This window comes from Erwinia tracheiphila (assembly GCF_021365465.1).
Lineage (GTDB): Bacteria > Pseudomonadota > Gammaproteobacteria > Enterobacterales > Enterobacteriaceae > Erwinia > Erwinia tracheiphila.
The window spans coordinates 2,634,050-2,650,180 of sequence record NZ_CP089932.1 but is presented as its reverse complement, the minus strand read 5'-3'; the positions used below and the strand labels follow the sequence as shown (position 1 = coordinate 2,650,180).

Annotated in this window: 15 protein-coding genes and 2 pseudogenes; 10 read left to right on the top strand and 7 right to left on the bottom strand. The window is 49.5% G+C overall.

Annotated elements, in window-relative coordinates:
• Positions 1-163: 163 nt before the first annotated feature.
• Together LU633_RS14050 and LU633_RS14045 are read right to left on the bottom strand one after the other, a co-directional pair.
• Positions 164-346, bottom strand: a pseudogene (locus tag LU633_RS14050) (DinI-like family protein); the annotation flags it as partial.
• 15 nt (positions 347-361) lie between these two features.
• Positions 362-1,059, bottom strand: a protein-coding gene (locus LU633_RS14045; protein WP_233481921.1) for an IS1 family transposase whose coding sequence is annotated in 2 segments (ribosomal slippage) — positions 362-810 and positions 810-1,059 — 699 coding nt in all. Because the reading frame shifts where the segments join, the coding sequence is not laid out codon by codon here.
• 496 nt (positions 1,060-1,555) lie between these two features.
• On the opposite strand from LU633_RS14045, the gene LU633_RS14040 reads away from it, so the two are divergent.
• Positions 1,556-1,897, top strand: coding sequence for a Grx4 family monothiol glutaredoxin (locus LU633_RS14040; RefSeq protein WP_161796966.1), 342 nt, complete (start codon positions 1,556-1,558; stop codon positions 1,895-1,897).
• A 262-nt stretch (positions 1,898-2,159) separates the two neighbouring features.
• Positions 2,160-3,482, top strand: a complete 1,323-nt coding sequence (locus LU633_RS14035) for an IS4 family transposase (RefSeq protein WP_046371900.1) — start codon at positions 2,160-2,162, stop codon at positions 3,480-3,482.
• A 69-nt stretch (positions 3,483-3,551) separates the two neighbouring features.
• Here LU633_RS14035 and LU633_RS14030 read toward each other — a convergent pair whose 3' ends face one another.
• The 3 genes from LU633_RS14030 to LU633_RS14020 form a co-directional block, all read right to left on the bottom strand.
• Positions 3,552-4,592 carry an IS481 family transposase gene (locus LU633_RS14030; protein ID WP_046371818.1) on the bottom strand — a complete coding sequence of 347 codons (1,041 nt, stop codon included), beginning with the start codon at positions 4,590-4,592 and terminating at the stop codon, positions 3,552-3,554.
• Between the two features lie 188 nt (positions 4,593-4,780).
• A complete protein-coding gene (gene slyA / locus LU633_RS14025; RefSeq protein WP_016169806.1) occupies positions 4,781-5,218 on the bottom strand; it encodes a transcriptional regulator SlyA in 438 nt (145 codons plus the stop codon).
• Positions 5,219-6,062: 844 nt separating this feature from the next.
• A complete protein-coding gene (locus tag LU633_RS14020; protein WP_071598843.1) occupies positions 6,063-6,302 on the bottom strand; it encodes a DUF1289 domain-containing protein in 240 nt (79 codons plus the stop codon).
• 231 nt (positions 6,303-6,533) lie between these two features.
• On the opposite strand from LU633_RS14020, the pseudogene LU633_RS14015 reads away from it, so the two are divergent.
• From LU633_RS14015 to rnt, 3 genes and pseudogenes are all read left to right on the top strand, one after another.
• Positions 6,534-7,016 (top strand): annotated as a pseudogene (locus tag LU633_RS14015) (oxidoreductase); the annotation flags it as partial.
• Positions 7,017-7,102: 86 nt separating this feature from the next.
• Positions 7,103-7,510: a lactoylglutathione lyase gene (gloA, locus tag LU633_RS14010; protein WP_016169802.1), complete on the top strand. Its 408-nt coding sequence runs from the start codon at positions 7,103-7,105 to the stop codon at positions 7,508-7,510.
• Between the two features lie 102 nt (positions 7,511-7,612).
• Positions 7,613-8,263, top strand: a complete 651-nt coding sequence (gene rnt, locus LU633_RS14005) for a ribonuclease T (protein WP_016169801.1) — start codon at positions 7,613-7,615, stop codon at positions 8,261-8,263.
• A gap of 119 nt (positions 8,264-8,382) precedes the next feature.
• Here the strand turns inward: rnt and LU633_RS14000 are convergent, their stop codons facing one another.
• Together LU633_RS14000 and slyB are read right to left on the bottom strand one after the other, a co-directional pair.
• Positions 8,383-9,705: an IS4 family transposase gene (locus tag LU633_RS14000; protein ID WP_046371900.1), complete on the bottom strand. Its 1,323-nt coding sequence runs from the start codon at positions 9,703-9,705 to the stop codon at positions 8,383-8,385.
• 107 nt (positions 9,706-9,812) lie between these two features.
• Positions 9,813-10,280: an outer membrane lipoprotein SlyB gene (gene slyB / locus LU633_RS13995; RefSeq protein WP_016169800.1), complete on the bottom strand. Its 468-nt coding sequence runs from the start codon at positions 10,278-10,280 to the stop codon at positions 9,813-9,815.
• A 286-nt stretch (positions 10,281-10,566) separates the two neighbouring features.
• Here slyB and anmK point away from each other — a divergent pair, with 286 nt between their 5' ends.
• The 5 genes from anmK (at position 10,567) to LU633_RS13970 (ending at position 16,086) form a co-directional block, all read left to right on the top strand.
• Entirely contained in the window at positions 10,567-11,688 is a 1,122-nt protein-coding gene (gene anmK / locus LU633_RS13990; RefSeq protein WP_016169799.1) for an anhydro-N-acetylmuramic acid kinase, read from the top strand.
• 349 nt (positions 11,689-12,037) lie between these two features.
• Entirely contained in the window at positions 12,038-12,694 is a 657-nt protein-coding gene (gene pdxH / locus LU633_RS13985) for a pyridoxamine 5'-phosphate oxidase (RefSeq protein ID WP_016169798.1), read from the top strand.
• 146 nt (positions 12,695-12,840) lie between these two features.
• Entirely contained in the window at positions 12,841-14,115 is a 1,275-nt protein-coding gene (tyrS, locus tag LU633_RS13980; RefSeq protein WP_016169797.1) for a tyrosine--tRNA ligase, read from the top strand.
• Positions 14,116-14,164: 49 nt separating this feature from the next.
• Positions 14,165-15,034, top strand: coding sequence for a pyridoxal kinase PdxY (gene pdxY, locus LU633_RS13975; protein ID WP_016169796.1), 870 nt, complete (start codon positions 14,165-14,167; stop codon positions 15,032-15,034).
• A 155-nt stretch (positions 15,035-15,189) separates the two neighbouring features.
• Positions 15,190-16,086, top strand: a complete 897-nt coding sequence (locus LU633_RS13970; RefSeq protein WP_200896930.1) for a hypothetical protein — start codon at positions 15,190-15,192, stop codon at positions 16,084-16,086.
• The last annotated feature ends 45 nt before the right edge of the window (positions 16,087-16,131 follow it).

The window sequence follows — 16,131 nt, the reverse complement described above, 5'->3', positions numbered from 1 at the left end:
TTTCCACAGTCAAAATAAGGAATGTTTTATGTCTGAGATTGTTAACCCCGGAAATTCAGCCCGTGCAGCTGCACAGCAGCATGGTGGCGGATACTTACAGGGTCATTGTTATGCCCGGTTAGCAGGACTCTGGCAAAAAAACCTGGCCAGCAACCGGGTCTTATTACTGCCTGCACAGCGAAGATAACTTATAAAACCTCTCATCCGTAGATTCCCAAGTCTGTTGGAGCACTTCCTGCACATATGCCTTATCACTATCCTTGTCCTGCGAGCGGAGCACAGACAGTCCGTCATTGCTGACGCCCTTAACTATCACCTGTATGTCAGGATATTTCGGGCTGATTCGGGTCTTGACGCAGATTTATTGATAATGATGAAGAGTAAGATACCAACCGATGATCTTATCGTGCATTTCCTCTGACTTCGAAAAGCAAATTGTTCTGCGGGTCAGTCGTTTGATATGTGTGCGAAGATTAAGATTATGTCGTTCTGTCCGTTGGGTATATTTCTTGCTCACCACGTGGCCTGTTGCACTTAACAGAACTTTATAAACCGGCCACGCATCTGTCATATAAAAGGCAATGTTAAATTTGCTTAACAGGGCCAGCAATCGTCGCAGGGTCGGGGCATTTCTCGGGCCGAAGACGTGGGCCAGAGCACGTTTGCGGATACGGTCATAAGCATAGAACAACCACCGGGGATTGCTTTTACACCGCACGTAAGACCATTGTTCACCGGCTTCACAGCAGATAACAATCTCCGTTTCGGGGTCGATATTCTCAGCTACCTGCTTTGGCGAAATTTTTTTACGTGCCGCAGAACCGTATTGAGGCTGATACCGAGAACCCGTGCGGTATCGCGACATCCGTAACCATTCATGGCCATATTAACAATGGTCTGGTGTGTGTCTGGTTTGGCACCGGAGTAGCTAAAGTTGAGCTGAAAGGTCTTTGAACAATGCTTGCAGATGTAACGTTGGGCACCGGATGCTGAATGTCCGTTACATCGTACAGCATGAGTTTCATTGCACTGAGGGCAGACGACATCAACTTTAGCCATATGTTACATCCAAAGCGCAAAGCATACGTGATCAGCAAGTCTGCGTCACGACCGCTGATTCGATTAGTCAGCTCTGCCCGAAGTGCATCAAAAGATTCCTTTTGGCATAGCTTTAACTTTTTCTTTAGCAATTGTGATTTCAATAATTATACTTCACTCCTGATTTAAACTGGTTTTATATACAGTGTTGTGCAGGGGGAGGTTAGAAGTCAAACTGGATATTACATGGGCAAGCACATAAATAATATTTTCACTATTATTTTATAATAAAAATCAGAATGTTGATTTTATTTGCTCATAATCAGAGAGATTAGCGGACGGCTGACGTATTAATGTTGTACAACCGCCAGATAAATTGAAACCTGCGGAAATTTTTGGAACTGTCGGATTAAAAGCAATATCTTCCCTGCATGTTAACCCCGCTGAAAATGTCGTTTTACCCGCGGTGCAGAATCGCTACAATAACCAGACACGAAGTATCCCTTTGAGGAAGTGATTGATGAGTACTGTTGAAAAAATTGAGCGCCAGATAGCAGAAAACCCTATCCTGCTGTACATGAAAGGCTCGCCAAAATTGCCAAGCTGTGGTTTCTCGGCTCAGGCCGTGCAGGCGCTTTCGGCCTGCGGAGAGCGTTTTGCTTATGTTGATATCTTGCAAAACCCGGACATCCGCGCGGAATTGCCTAAATATGCCAACTGGCCGACATTTCCTCAACTATGGGTTGATGGTGAGTTAGTTGGGGGGTGCGACATTATTATCGAAATGTATCAGCGTGGTGAATTGCAACCGCTTATTAAAGAGACGGCGCAAAAATATCCTTCTGACGCAGCTGAATAAGTTATTTCGGCTTTTAGCAAGGCAGGTAATGAAAGTTACCTGCCTTTTTTGTCGGGCAAATTCCCAACTTCTGCTGACCAGAGATGTCCTAAAGCGGCAAGCCGCGTTGTATAGCCTGTTTGATCTGTTAAAAGACGCCCACTGCGCGAGTCAAACAAAAATCAGCAGGGGTAGGTCCTAATGCCGATCATTTAAGGATCGGTTGACCGATCCGGTTTATGCGGTAAAAAGGGTTCTATGTTCATCATGGAACCCTTTTTAAATGGAACTTTCCCAGGCCCTCGGCATCATCAATGCCGCCACTCCTGAGCGCGCCCGTAGTCTCGCCGACCTTATTCCTCCCGAGCTTATTCAGCAGGCGCTCACCCTGACCGATACCGTTACTTTGCGTAAACGTAAACTTTCCCTCGAATCCATGATTTGGCTTGTCGTTGGGATGTCCATTTTTTGCGATCGTCCGATGACCGAAATCGTCAATCTGATGGATATTACTGACCGGACCGGAGCTCCTTTTACCGCACGCAGCGCTGTCATTCAGCGCCGTAAGACTCTGGGTGAAAATGCAGTGCGGGAGCTTTTTGATATCACACAGCAGCACTGGAATCAGCAGGCTGCACATCCAAAATGGCACGGTCTGAATCTGTTTGCTGTCGACGGCGTGGTCTGGCGTACCGCCGATACGCCGGAAAACAGAGCCGTCTTCAGTAAACACAGCAGCCAGTACGGCGAAGGCGGCTATCCTCAGGTGCGAATGGTTTGTCTGATGGAGCTGAGCAGCCATCTGATCGCCGCCAGTGCATTCGACAGTGAAAAAGTCAGTGAAATGCGGCTGGCTGAGCACCTGACGGAGAAAACCCCGAATAACAGTATCACCCTGTTCGATAAGGGATTTTATTCGATGGGTCTGCTTCATCACTGGCAGACAGCAGGAGAACACCGTCACTGGTTGTTGCCGTTGAAAAAACACGTACAGTATCAGGTGGTTCGCCGTTTGGGGCGTGGAGATGAACTGATATGCCTGAAAACCAGTCCACGAGCCAGGAAGCAATGGCCAGGGGTCCCGGAAGAAATGGTGGCAAGACTGCTGACCCGCAGGGTAGACGGTAAAGAGAGGCAGGTGCTGACGTCACTGACAGACCCGAATCGCTATCCGGGTAAAGATATCAGCGAGCTATATCGCCACCGCTGGGAAACAGAACTGGGCTACCGGGAAGCAAAGCAGGGTATGCTGGACAGCCGGTGGACATTACGCAGTCGCCTGCCGGAGCTGGTGAGACAGGAGCTATGGGGGGTACTGCTGGCTTATAACCTGGTGCGATATCAGATGGTGCAGATGGCGTTCCATCTGAAAGGAGATTACCTGCCTTACCAGCTGAGCTTCAGTGGAGCGATAAGCGAAATAATCCGGATGCTGATAACCCTGCCCTGGGCTTCGCCGGGAAAAATGCCGGGAGAACTGAGAACCCTGTATGAACAGGCGAAATGGCTTGTGTTACCGGGTAGAAGAGAGCGAAGTTACCCGAGAGAGTTGAGGGTAAAGAGCAGGAAATATCCGGATAAAAAGGTTGCTGGTCACCTTAAGTGACCAGCATTAGGTGTACTAGCTCAGACCTGATCTGACAGTTACCGGTTATTTATACAGGTGTCTGTCAGATTAAATCTGGTTCAGATTTTTTTCTGCCCAGACCCGTTTACCATCAAGTAAAGTTGCCATTGGCGTACGCCCGCAGCACATTTTACCCTGATGAGTTCGCTCATTATTGTAATGCCACAACCAGTTGTCCAGATCTGCCTGCAGGCTTTCCAGGTCTCCATATAACTTCTTGCGGAACGTAACCTGATAAAAATCCTGCAAAATGGTTTTATGGAAGCGCTCGCAGATACCGTTCGTCTGTGGAGACATCGCCTTCGTTTTCGTATGGTCGATATCGTTGATGGCCAGATAAAGCTGATAATCATGCTGCTCCACTTTACCACAGTACTCCGTACCCCTGTCGGTCAGTATTCTCAGCATCGGCAGTCCCTGAGCCTCGTAGAACGGCAATACGCGATCATTGAGCAGGTCGGCGGCGGTGATCGGCGTTTTACTTGTATACAGCTTGCAGTGTGCCACTTTTGAGTACGTATCCACAAACGTCTGCTGGTAGATACGGCCAACACCTTTCAGATTGCCCACGTAGAAGGTGTCCTGCGAGCCCAGATAACCCGGATGTGCCGTCTCGATTTCGCCGCTGGCCTCATCATCATGCGCCTTTTTCTCCAGCGCTGCGATTTGGGCATCGGTAAGCACAATGCCTTCTTTAGCGACTTTCTCCTCAAGCGCCTTCAGGCGTTTACGGAAGTTCTCCAGGTCGTGTCGTTGCCAGATGGAGCGCACGCCGCTGCCGGAGATAAACACGCCTTTTTTACGAAGTTCATTGCTAGTCCGATGCTGACCATGAGCCGGGAACTCAACGGCGTACTCAACAACCGCACGTTCCGTGGCCTCATCGGCGCGGTTCTTCAGGTTGGGTACCCTACGACTTTGATTAACCAGCGCATCAATACCGCCTTCTTCAGCCAGTTCCTGATAACGGTAAAACGTGTCTCGCGACACGCCCATGATCTTACAGGCTTTTGATACGTTACCGAGCTCTTCGTCCAGATTGAGTAAACCGGCTTTGTGTTTGATGATGGGATTGTTAGTATGAAGCATGAGAGTTACCTCGCGTTTTGTATAAGGATTCGACACCCATATCAAAACCGGTAACTCTCAACCTTTCAAGGCCCATTGTCAGATCAAGTCGCGACTAATACACATTAGGCTTACGCCGGTTGATTTTTTTGACTTCAGTGTAAAAGCTGAACTCGCCCAACTTGCTTCTCACACCAGACACTTCTTTCTCATTCGTCCCGGCTTTGTAATTGCAGAATGTTTTTTTCCAGCCGCGCAACTAGCGTGACCATTCTGTCGATGTCCTCAGAGGAGATACCCGTGAGGATGTCATCCCGCGTAGCATTAATAACATTCTCAACCTGGCAAATAATCGATGCAGCTTGCTCAGTCAGTGTGATTCGTTTAGCGCGCCGGTCACTGGCACAGGTAGTACGAACAATTAAGCCCTTATCCTCAAGCTGGTCCAGGGTGCGCACCAGCGAAGGCTGTTCTATTCCAATCGCTTTTGCCAGCTGGATTTGAGACTGTTCCGGTGGCAATTGATGAATATTGTGCAAAGTTACCCAGTGTGTTTGGGTTAATTCCAGCGGTTTCAAGCGTTGATCGATTAATGACCGCCAGATACGCACTAATCTTGCGAGATACGTTCCTAAAGATGCATCCAATTTCATCTCCTTATAATTAGCTTGCTATCTGTCATGCGTCAATCTGAACTATTCTGCGAGTTTAACGATCAAAATACAAATTCAGGATACGGCTTCCTTATGATGAAGAAGTCAATGGTAAGAACGAATTAACATAACTCCAGTGACGCGTCAGCCTCTCAATATATACCGCCCCCGCCGTCGACACCATTTCGTCTTTCAGGAGGGTTAAGAGGCATATCCCTATTTTTTATCATGCTATTTATTGTTTTTACGCCCTGAAATTAACTTAATTAAGGTAAAATTTGCTATACGCCTTTGTCAGAATTTACCTTTAAATTTCTTTTCTGGCGCTTTCGCTAATCTGATCGGCGATAATTATCAGAAATTTCTGGCGTAAAGGCGCAGAACGTTATGAAGCAATGGCACTTGCAAAGACTCTGTAGAAGCAGTCCGTTTACTTTGCCGTTAACGGCCACTTTCTGCATTCGACAATGAGTGATTCACTGGCGCGTTTTTGCACAAAAATCCAGGATCGTACTCGAGAGGATTCATTATTATATAAACCCATCATTGTGACGTTGTCACAATAACTTTAACATATTTTGAAGATATTTTTAGCCAGTTAAGATGGAAAACTCACTCTCCACACCTAAATTGCACAGTTAATTCGACGCCTGATAAACATTGCAGCAAACGATCGGAGATTCAGTTATTAAGCCCCGTTCACTGAGTAAGTTATTTTAAAATACAGTGAAATGGCAGAGTGCTGAGGGAGGTCAAAGCCGGAAAGAAACGTGCCTGGCAGGCTGATATAACTGCCTGATTGCAGCCGTAACGCCTACCTGCTGACGCTGACAAAAATTTAAAATAATGAAGGTTGCTCTGGCGCAGACGGAAGGTCGTTTTTTTCGCTTCGTTGCTGACGTAATAATCGCTGACGGCAAAGCCGTAACACATCACGTTTTTGTGTATCGCTGTATTTCATCCAGTTAAAACGCTCGTCACGACTGCGCATGCAGCCATGGCAATAGCCACGTGGATCGGTTTGACAGATCCCACGACATGGGCTTGGAACCGGAAAAAATTCGAGTTGCTCCGCCACCGTCACTCCTGATGCATTAATGACAATCTGGATATTACGCTCTTACGGCACGCCGCAATGAAAGCAACCTCACCAGCAAACCGTAAATAAAATATACGGGCAATGATATTGCATCTTATACACCATTATCCATCCTAACGGATGTTACAAAAAAGTTATGACTTGTTCGATAAACGCAAATAAAGAAGCAAGCATGTTGTGCCGTCGCCGCACACTGGGTTACGGTGGCGAGAGAAACGCACGCGTTTTGCCCTTGAAGTGGTGGACACCGCCATTTCGGGTTGGGGTGCCGACCGTATGGGATCCGTATTTCACCGCTGTAGGCCATTTAATGGTCCGGACAACGGTGATGATCAGAAAGAAGCCGCGCTTTATTACATTGGCGAACTGGCAAAACGTAACCTTGCTTATCTATACATTTCCGAACCAGACTGGGCAGGTGGCAAACCTTATAGTGAAGCATTCCGTAAAGCCATCCGGGCTACCTTCCCCGGCGTAATCGTTGGTGCAGGTTCGTATACGGCGGCAAAAGCAGAAAGCCTGATTGAGCAGGGATTAACCGATGCCGTAGCTCCTGGACGCACCTATATCACAAATCCAGACCTCGTCGAACGTTTACAGTATAATGCCTCGCTGAACGGATCCCGGCCTGCATTTTTCTACGGTTGTGATGCGCATGGCTATACGGATTATCCCGCTTTAGGTGCTAAGTAGATAAAGTGGGGCAGTTATCTGCCCCACTCGGCGCTATACTGTTTTTTCCGTCATCAAATGATGACGCTTTTATTACAGAGGATATTATGCGTCTGCTTCATACCATGTTACGCGTTGGTGATTTACAGCGCTCCATTGATTTTTATACCAAAGTTCTAGGTATGCGCCTGCTTCGTACCAGTGAAAACAAGGAATATAAGTACAATCTTGCCTTTGTTGGCTATACCGAGGAAAGCGAAGGCGCCGTAATTGAGCTGACCTGGAATTGGGGTGTTGATAGCTATGATCTGGGCAACGCTTATGGTCACATTGCACTGGGCGTTGATGACGTGGCCGCAACCTGTGAACGCATTCGCAAAGATGGCGCGAATGTAACGCGTGAAGCCGGTCCGGTCAAAGGTGGGACAACCGTTATTGCGTTTGTTGAAGATCCAGACGGGTATAAAATCGAGCTCATTGAAAATAAACACGCGGGTCATGGTATTAGCGCATAACCCTTCAGGGCACCAGCAGGTGCCCTTGCTCCCTTCCCCATGCTGCATCCGGCAATGAAATTTGTCATAATGTGTGCTGCCTTTTTTACCTGTGAGATCCTGATGTCTGAATCGAACCAACTGAATACCCTCAGCGACCGTTTTCGTGGCTATTATCCGGTAGTGATTGATGTTGAAACTGCAGGATTCGACGCCAAAACCAATGCATTGCTGGAAGTGGCAGCCATAACGTTAAAAATGGATCGTAATGGCTGGCTGGAGAAAGATCAGACAATGCATTTCCACGTTGAGCCTTTTGAAGGTTCAGTTCTACAGCCGGAAGCGCTGGCGTTTAACGGCATCGATCCAAATAATCTCTTACGTGGTGCCGTAAGTGAATATGAAGCACTGCATGCTATATTCAAAATCGTTCGTAAAGGCATCAAGGATTTTGGCTGCAGCCGCGCTATCATGGTGGCCCACAACGCCACGTTTGACCTGAGTTTTATCAATGCCGCCGCAGAAAGAAGCGGCCTCAAACGCAATCCATTTCATCCGTTCGTTACTTTTGACACCGCAGCAATGAGTGGTCTGGTACTTGGCCAGACAGTTCTGGCCAAAGCCTGCGCGGCGGCCGGCATGGCGTTTGACGACACGCAGGCACACTCAGCGCTCTACGATACAATGCAGACTGCAGATCTTTTTTGTGAACTGGTCAATCGCTGGAAACGACTGGGCGGCTGGCCGCTGCCTGAAACACAGAACACCCATTGACAATGGCGCGGTCACAGTATCTTTGATGAGTGCTTATCTCTGCAGCCCGCTGCAAATACTGTGGGACAGTTGCTGAGACAACAGGTTCTCTTTTCGCACGGACCTACCCCTAATGCTGGTCACTTAAGGTGACCAGCAACCTTTTTATCCGGATATTTCCTGCTCTTTACCCTCAACTCTCTCGGGTAACTTCGCTCTCTTCTACCCGGTAACACAAGCCATTTCGCCTGTTCATACAGGGTTCTCAGTTCTCCCGGCATTTTTCCCGGCGAAGCCCAGGGCAGGGTTATCAGCATCCGGATTATTTCGCTTATCGCTCCACTGAAGCTCAGCTGGTAAGGCAGGTAATCTCCTTTCAGATGGAACGCCATCTGCACCATCTGATATCGCACCAGGTTATAAGCCAGCAGTACCCCCCATAGCTCCTGTCTCACCAGCTCCGGCAGGCGACTGCGTAATGTCCACCGGCTGTCCAGCATACCCTGCTTTGCTTCCCGGTAGCCCAGTTCTGTTTCCCAGCGGTGGCGATATAGCTCGCTGATATCTTTACCCGGATAGCGATTCGGGTCTGTCAGTGACGTCAGCACCTGCCTCTCTTTACCGTCTACCCTGCGGGTCAGCAGTCTTGCCACCATTTCTTCCGGGACCCCTGGCCATTGCTTCCTGGCTCGTGGACTGGTTTTCAGGCATATCAGTTCATCTCCACGCCCCAAACGGCGAACCACCTGATACTGTACGTGTTTTTTCAACGGCAACAACCAGTGACGGTGTTCTCCTGCTGTCTGCCAGTGATGAAGCAGACCCATCGAATAAAATCCCTTATCGAACAGGGTGATACTGTTATTCGGGGTTTTCTCCGTCAGGTGTTCAGCCAGCCGCATTTCACTGACTTTTTCACTGTCGAATGCACTGGCGGCGATCAGATGGCTGCTCAGCTCCATCAGACAAACCATTCGCACCTGAGGATAGCCGCCTTCGCCGTACTGGCTGCTGTGTTTACTGAAGACGGCTCTGTTTTCCGGCGTATCGGCGGTACGCCAGACCACGCCGTCGACAGCAAACAGATTCAGACCGTGCCATTTTGGATGTGCAGCCTGCTGATTCCAGTGCTGCTGTGTGATATCAAAAAGCTCCCGCACTGCATTTTCACCCAGAGTCTTACGGCGCTGAATGACAGCGCTGCGTGCGGTAAAAGGAGCTCCGGTCCGGTCAGTAATATCCATCAGATTGACGATTTCGGTCATCGGACGATCGCAAAAAATGGACATCCCAACGACAAGCCAAATCATGGATTCGAGGGAAAGTTTACGTTTACGCAAAGTAACGGTATCGGTCAGGGTGAGCGCCTGCTGAATAAGCTCGGGAGGAATAAGGTCGGCGAGACTACGGGCGCGCTCAGGAGTGGCGGCATTGATGATGCCGAGGGCCTGGGAAAGTTCCATTTAAAAAGGGTTCCATGATGAACATAGAACCCTTTTTACCGCATAAACCGGATCGGTCAACCGATCCTTAAATGATCGGCATTAGGCGTAAGCCGGTTGATTTTAGATTAACGAGGTGACACTGTCACCTGACTGCCATTCGAAGCAATCGCTACGCGCATACCAGGAGCGAAACGGCTTGCGGCCTGTTTCTGGACCACCATTATAGTGTTGCCATCATCCTTACGGATTTCCAGTTCAACACCTTGTGACTTGTTCATCGCTCCCTGTACACCCTGTCCAGCAACGCCGCCAGCAACTGCACCAGCAGCCGTTGCCAGGCTGCGCCCTGTACCGCCACCAACTGTATTGCCGAGGAAACCACCCAGAACCGCACCACCAATAGCGCCGATGACATTATTTTCATCGCCACCCTGAATTTGAACCGGGCGAACAGATACCAGTGTACCATAGGTAACACTTTGAACCTGGCGGGCTTCCGAAGCACTGTAAACATCGCCAGACAACGTGTTGTTATTGGCACAGCCTGCTAAGGTTACACTTGTCAGGGCTACAATGGCTATACGCTTAAACATGGTCAGAACTCCTTTATTATTCACATGCTGCAGTGAATCGTGCAGCGATCAACAACGTTATTATATGGCACAAGTCATGCATGTAACTTGCTTTTGTTGAAAAAAACGCAGGCGTTGAGAATAACCCGGCATCGATAAACCGGTCATCAATCAGCAATAAGATAGCCGGAAATGAGAAAAAACGTAACGGTGTTTAAAAATGCACGTTCAATCATGGTATTGCGTTATTGATTTTGCGACTCTCCGGGAATAGCGATGATTAATATGAATGGTTGAGGCGCAAAAAATGAAATCAGGGCGTTATATTGGGGTGATGTCAGGGACCAGCCTTGACGGTGTGGACGTTGTGCTGGCAGCTATTGACCAGCAGATGGTGGCGCAACAGGCAAGCTACTGCCATCCGATGCCAGCAGCGATACGTCAGGACATTCTCGCTGTATGCCAGGGGCAGCCTCTCACGCTGTCACAGCTAGGGCAGCTTGATACGCGACTGGGTCGACTGTTTGCAGAAGCGGTGCAAACGTTACTTCATCGGGAAGGACTGGAGAAAGACGATATCGCGGCTATAGGCTGCCATGGTCAGACCGTCTGGCATGAACCACAAGGTGATGCGCCCAATACTTTGCAGATTGGCGACAACAACCAGATTGTCGCCGCGACCGGCATAACCGTTGTGGGCGATTTTCGCCGTCGGGATATGGCACTGGGTGGGCAGGGAGCGCCCCTTGTTCCGGCTTTTCACCACGCCATTTTAATGCATCCGCTGGAGCGAAGGATGGTACTGAATGTTGGTGGCATTGCTAATCTTTCATTGTTGTTACCCGGGCAACCTCCGGGTGGCTATGACACCGGACCGGGGAATATGTTGATGGATGCCTGGATTTGGCAGTATAAAAAAGAATCCTATGATCGTGGTGGTCGATGGGCCAGTGGCGGAAATGTAAGTTATCCGCTATTACAAAAGATGCTCGCCGATCCCTGGTTTGCACTCGCCGGGCCTAAATCCACTGGTAGGGAATACTTTAACCGTGGCTGGATCGAACAACAGCTGGCATCCTTTCCTGACTTGTCTGCTCAGGACGTGCAGGCCACGCTGGTGGAACTTACTGCCACGACCATCGTGGATCAGATCGTGATAAATGGCGGCTGTGAACGGTTGCTGGTGTGCGGTGGCGGTAGCCGAAATCGGCTGCTGATGTCGAGGTTGACCCATCTGTTAGCAGGCACCGCAGTCGCCTCAACTGACAGCGTTGGCATAAGCGCTGATGATATGGAAGCACTGGCTTTTGCCTGGCTGGCTTACAAAACACTCTCAGGCGAAGCAGGTAACATGCCCTCGGTGACCGGCGCACGGGAAGCAACCATTCTGGGCGTGATTTATCCAGCCAATAATGGCTGCCATCGCTGAATGGCTATTGCGGGGGGCAGTTAAAAATTCGATGATTTTTTGGCCTGATATTGCCGTCAGGCCATACCACATCCTTTTTGCATGCGTGATTGTCAAGAACGGCATATCATTTAATAACAAAGCGCAGCGAGAAATCTCAACCCGGTTTTGTCGAAGCACAACGATATGCACACTGCAGCTTTTCCGGGTAATGGCGCGGATATTGTCACCCTCTGACTGGATAAGCGGCAAACATACATAAGCACAGTGGGGTATGGATGATGGCGCTATCCGCCGGGGCTACTCCGTTGAAATCCTGCTGTACAGAGCGCACAATGCGCTTTTCCCTCTTTTAGCCGAAGCCGGAATAATGAACGAAACCGATAGCCTGCAACAGATTGCCCACCTGCGTCGTGAGTACACGCGCGGGGGACTGCGACGCAAAGACCTGCCCGCCGATCCGTTAACCCTGTTTGAACACTGGTTGAGCCAGGCGGTTGCAGCTCAGTTACCCGATCCCACGGCGATGAGCGTGGCAACCGTTGATCGTCATGGTCAGCCTTACCAACGCATTGTTCTGCTGAAATATTTTGATCAGCGTGGCCTGGTGTTTTATACCAATCTTGGCAGCCGCAAGGCACAGCAGTTGGATGAAAATTCCCGCATTAGCCTGCTGTTTCCGTGGCACATGCTTGAGCGGCAGGTAATGGTGCTGGGAGCTGTTGAAAAACTCTCTGTTGTCGACGTGGTGAAATATTTCCACAGCCGCCCCCGTGACAGCCAGATTGGCGCGTGGGTGTCAAAACAGTCCAGCCGGATCTCTGCCAGGGGCGTGCTCGAAGGTAAATTTCTCGAACTTAAACAAAAGTTCCAGCAGGGAGAGATTCCGTTGCCCAGTTTTTGGGGCGGCTTTCGCATTAAACCTGAGTCAATAGAGTTTTGGCAGGGGGGAGAACATCGTTTACACGACCGTTTTTTCTACCAGCGTGAAGGTGATAGCTGGAAAATTGATCGTCTGGCTCCCTGAACCCGCGAAATAATCCTGTTAAGCGCTGGTGCAGAGTGCGTCAGCGCTTTATCCTGTACACCTCATTTTTTTCGTCCGTGCCTCGTCGGAAAGTGATTTATCAGTAATCAGTAAAGGTGCAGACTTATTTTTACATGGAGTCACAGATGGCCAGCAGTAGTCTGATTAAACAATTGCAGGAGCGGGGCCTGGTAGCCCAGGTTACGGATGAAAACGCGTTAGCAGAACGACTGGCGCAGGGGCCAGTCGCACTCTATTGCGGTTTCGATCCAACGGCCGACAGCCTGCATTTGGGACATCTGGTGCCCTTACTGTGTCTCAAGCGTTTTCAGGATGCGGGGCACCGTCCGGTCGCGCTGGTCGGCGGTGCCACCGGCATGATTGGCGACCCCAGCTTTAAAGCAGATGAACGCAAGCTTAACACCGCAGAAACTGTTGGCGAGTGGGTGGAAAAAATCCGCCGTCAGGTTGCGCCATTCCTTGATTTTGAATGCGGGAGCAACAGCGCAATCGCGGCTAACAACTACGACTGGTTTGGGCAAATGAACGTGCTAACCTTTCTGCGCGATATCGGTAAGCACTTTTCAGTTAACCAGATGATCAATAAAGAAGCCGTTAAGCAACGACTGAATCGCGACGACCAGGGCATCTCCTTCACCGAATTCTCCTATAACCTGTTACAGGGCTATGATTTTGCCTGCCTTAATGAGCGTCATGGCGTGGTATTGCAGATTGGTGGCTCCGATCAGTGGGGTAACATCACCTCCGGCATCGATCTGACGCGCCGTTTGCATCAAAACCAGGTTTTCGGCCTCACCGTGCCGCTGATCACCAAATCAGATGGAACTAAATTTGGCAAAACCGAGGGTGGTGCGGTCTGGCTTGATGCAAAAAAAACCAGCCCTTACAAATTCTACCAGTTCTGGATCAACACTGCGGATGCAGATGTCTACCGCTTCCTCAGGTTCTTTACTTTCATGAGCCTAGACGAGATCAATGCGCTGGAAGAAGAAGATAAAAAAAGTGGCAAAGCGCCGCGTGCGCAATATGTCCTTGCGCAGCAGGTCACCCGACTGGTACATGGTGCAGCAGGTCTGGCAGCGGCAGAGCGTATCACTAACAGCCTCTTCTCCGGTAGCCTGGATGAAATGACCGAAGCGGACTTTCAACAGCTGGCGCAGGATGGCGTGCCGTTCGTTGAACTGACGCAGGGGCAGGATCTGCAGCAGGCGATGGTCGATGGCGAGCTGGCCCCATCGCGCGGCCAGGCTCGTAAGCTGATTGAAGCCAGCGCGGTTAGCATCAATGGTGTTGTGCAGCCTGACAGTGAATATGTTTTCAATGCGGCTGAACGTTTGCATGGACGTTACACTCTTCTGCGTCGTGGCAAGAAAAATTACTGCCTGATCGTCTGGAAATAACACCTGGCTTAAGGTCGGTCTAACCGGCCTCTTTTTCTCACAGGGTATAATGAAAAATATTCTTTCTGTGCAGTCGCATACCGTTTATGGGCATGCGGGAAACAGCGCATCTGAGTTCCCCATGCGGCGGATGGGGGCCAATGTCTGGGCATTAAACACGGTGCAGTTTTCTAATCATACGCAATATGGCCACTGGACCGGGATGGTGATGCCTGCCAGCCACCTGAGTGAGATCGTCCAGGGGATTGCCAGTATCGATCGCCTGAAAATCTGTAGCGCGGTGTTAAGTGGTTATCTCGGTTCGGCAGAGCAGGGTGAACAGATCCCGGACATCGTGCGTCAGGTTAAGCAGGCGAATCCCGATGCCTGGTATTTTTGCGATCCGGTGATGGGGCACCCAGAAAAGGGCTGTATCGTTGCGCCCGGCGTTGCCAAATTTCACACACAAGCTGCGCTGCCAGCCAGCGACATCGTTGCACCGAACCTGCTGGAGCTGGAGATCCTCAGCGGACATGCCGTCAACAGTGTGGAACAGGCGGTGTTCAGCGCACGAGAGCTGATTGCCCGGGGACCAAAGATTGTACTGGTTAAGCATCTGTCCCGTGCAGGGCAAGGTAGCGACCGCTTTGAAATGCTGCTGGTTACGGGCGACGAAGCCTGGCATATCAGCCGCCCTCTTGTGGATTTCGGCGTGCGTCAGCCGGTGGGCGTCGGGGATTTAACCAGTGGGTTGCTGTTGGTGGATTTATTGCATGGCATGCCGTTAGCTCAGGCGCTGGAGCATGTTACCGCAGCCGTTTATGAAGTTATGTTGAAAACCCATGAAATGGGTGAGTATGAATTGCAGCTGGTGGCGGCGCAGCAGAGCATTGCACAACCACTTAACCACTTTTCAGCGGTTAAGTTATCTCCTGTTTGATTTATTCCAAATTGAAAACCACCTCCTGTAGGCGTGGTCATCAGCAGGTTTTGGCTCTGCCTTATTGTCTTTGATTGAAATCTAACAGGACTGCCAGAAACTTCTTTTTAAGGGGTTGGGTACGCCCTTTTAGGGCGCAATCGATGCCGACTTCAATGAAGGCGGATTTTTACTCTTTAGAAATATGCCGACGCCTGCTCGCTGGAATAGCAGGCGTTTTTGGGTTGATTTATTTATACCCACATGAGAACCAGGTTATTAAAAAAGCCACCCAGACTGGAAATACATTAATTTTTCAGGAACTCACCGTGAACGTAAACAGCCGCTATCATACTCCTTACGCCGTTTACCATTCCGATCATGACAACCAACCTGAATCATCAGCAGGCACGTCATCTCATGCAGCAACGGCTTCCGAAGTGGCCAGAAACATTAATGGCTGGGGGATGCATGAAAGGCTGAATGATTTATCCAGAAGGATTGAAAGCCGGACAACATTGACGACAACGGGTTATCAGTTTGCCATGGCAAGGGTTAATAACCCGCAGAAACTTGATGCTAACTCAGGTATAACCATGCGTCGTGCCCAGCAATATATTCAGTGTGCCAAAAAGCGCTTTCCTCAAAATACCCTGGCAAGTCTTGCCGCTCTTCAACATGACAGTATTTACCGTACTTCTGACGGTAAGCTTAAGGGTGGCATAGAAATGAATATGCAGCAGCTTACTGAATCTCTGGAAAAATGCCGTAAGACAGGGTTTGCGAATTGTGACATGCAGGCGCTTGAGATGGGACTGCATATAAAACACTGTCTGGGCATTAATGATTTCACGATCTACAGCAATAAGGCGTTAAGTCACAACTATGTAGTGATCAAACCCGGTGAACTCTTTCACCGTGGTGCCATCGTTGACTCCTGGAGTGGACACGGTGTGTTTGAATTATCGCTAAAGAATAAGCTGGTTTTTATGCATAAAGAAAATAACCTGGCAGTAAATCACACTATGCATGCGTGGATTGACGAGTATGGCAAGGATTTTGTTATCGATTAAGCCGTGAATAAAATTTAAAAACGCCCTGACATTACCGATTGCTGA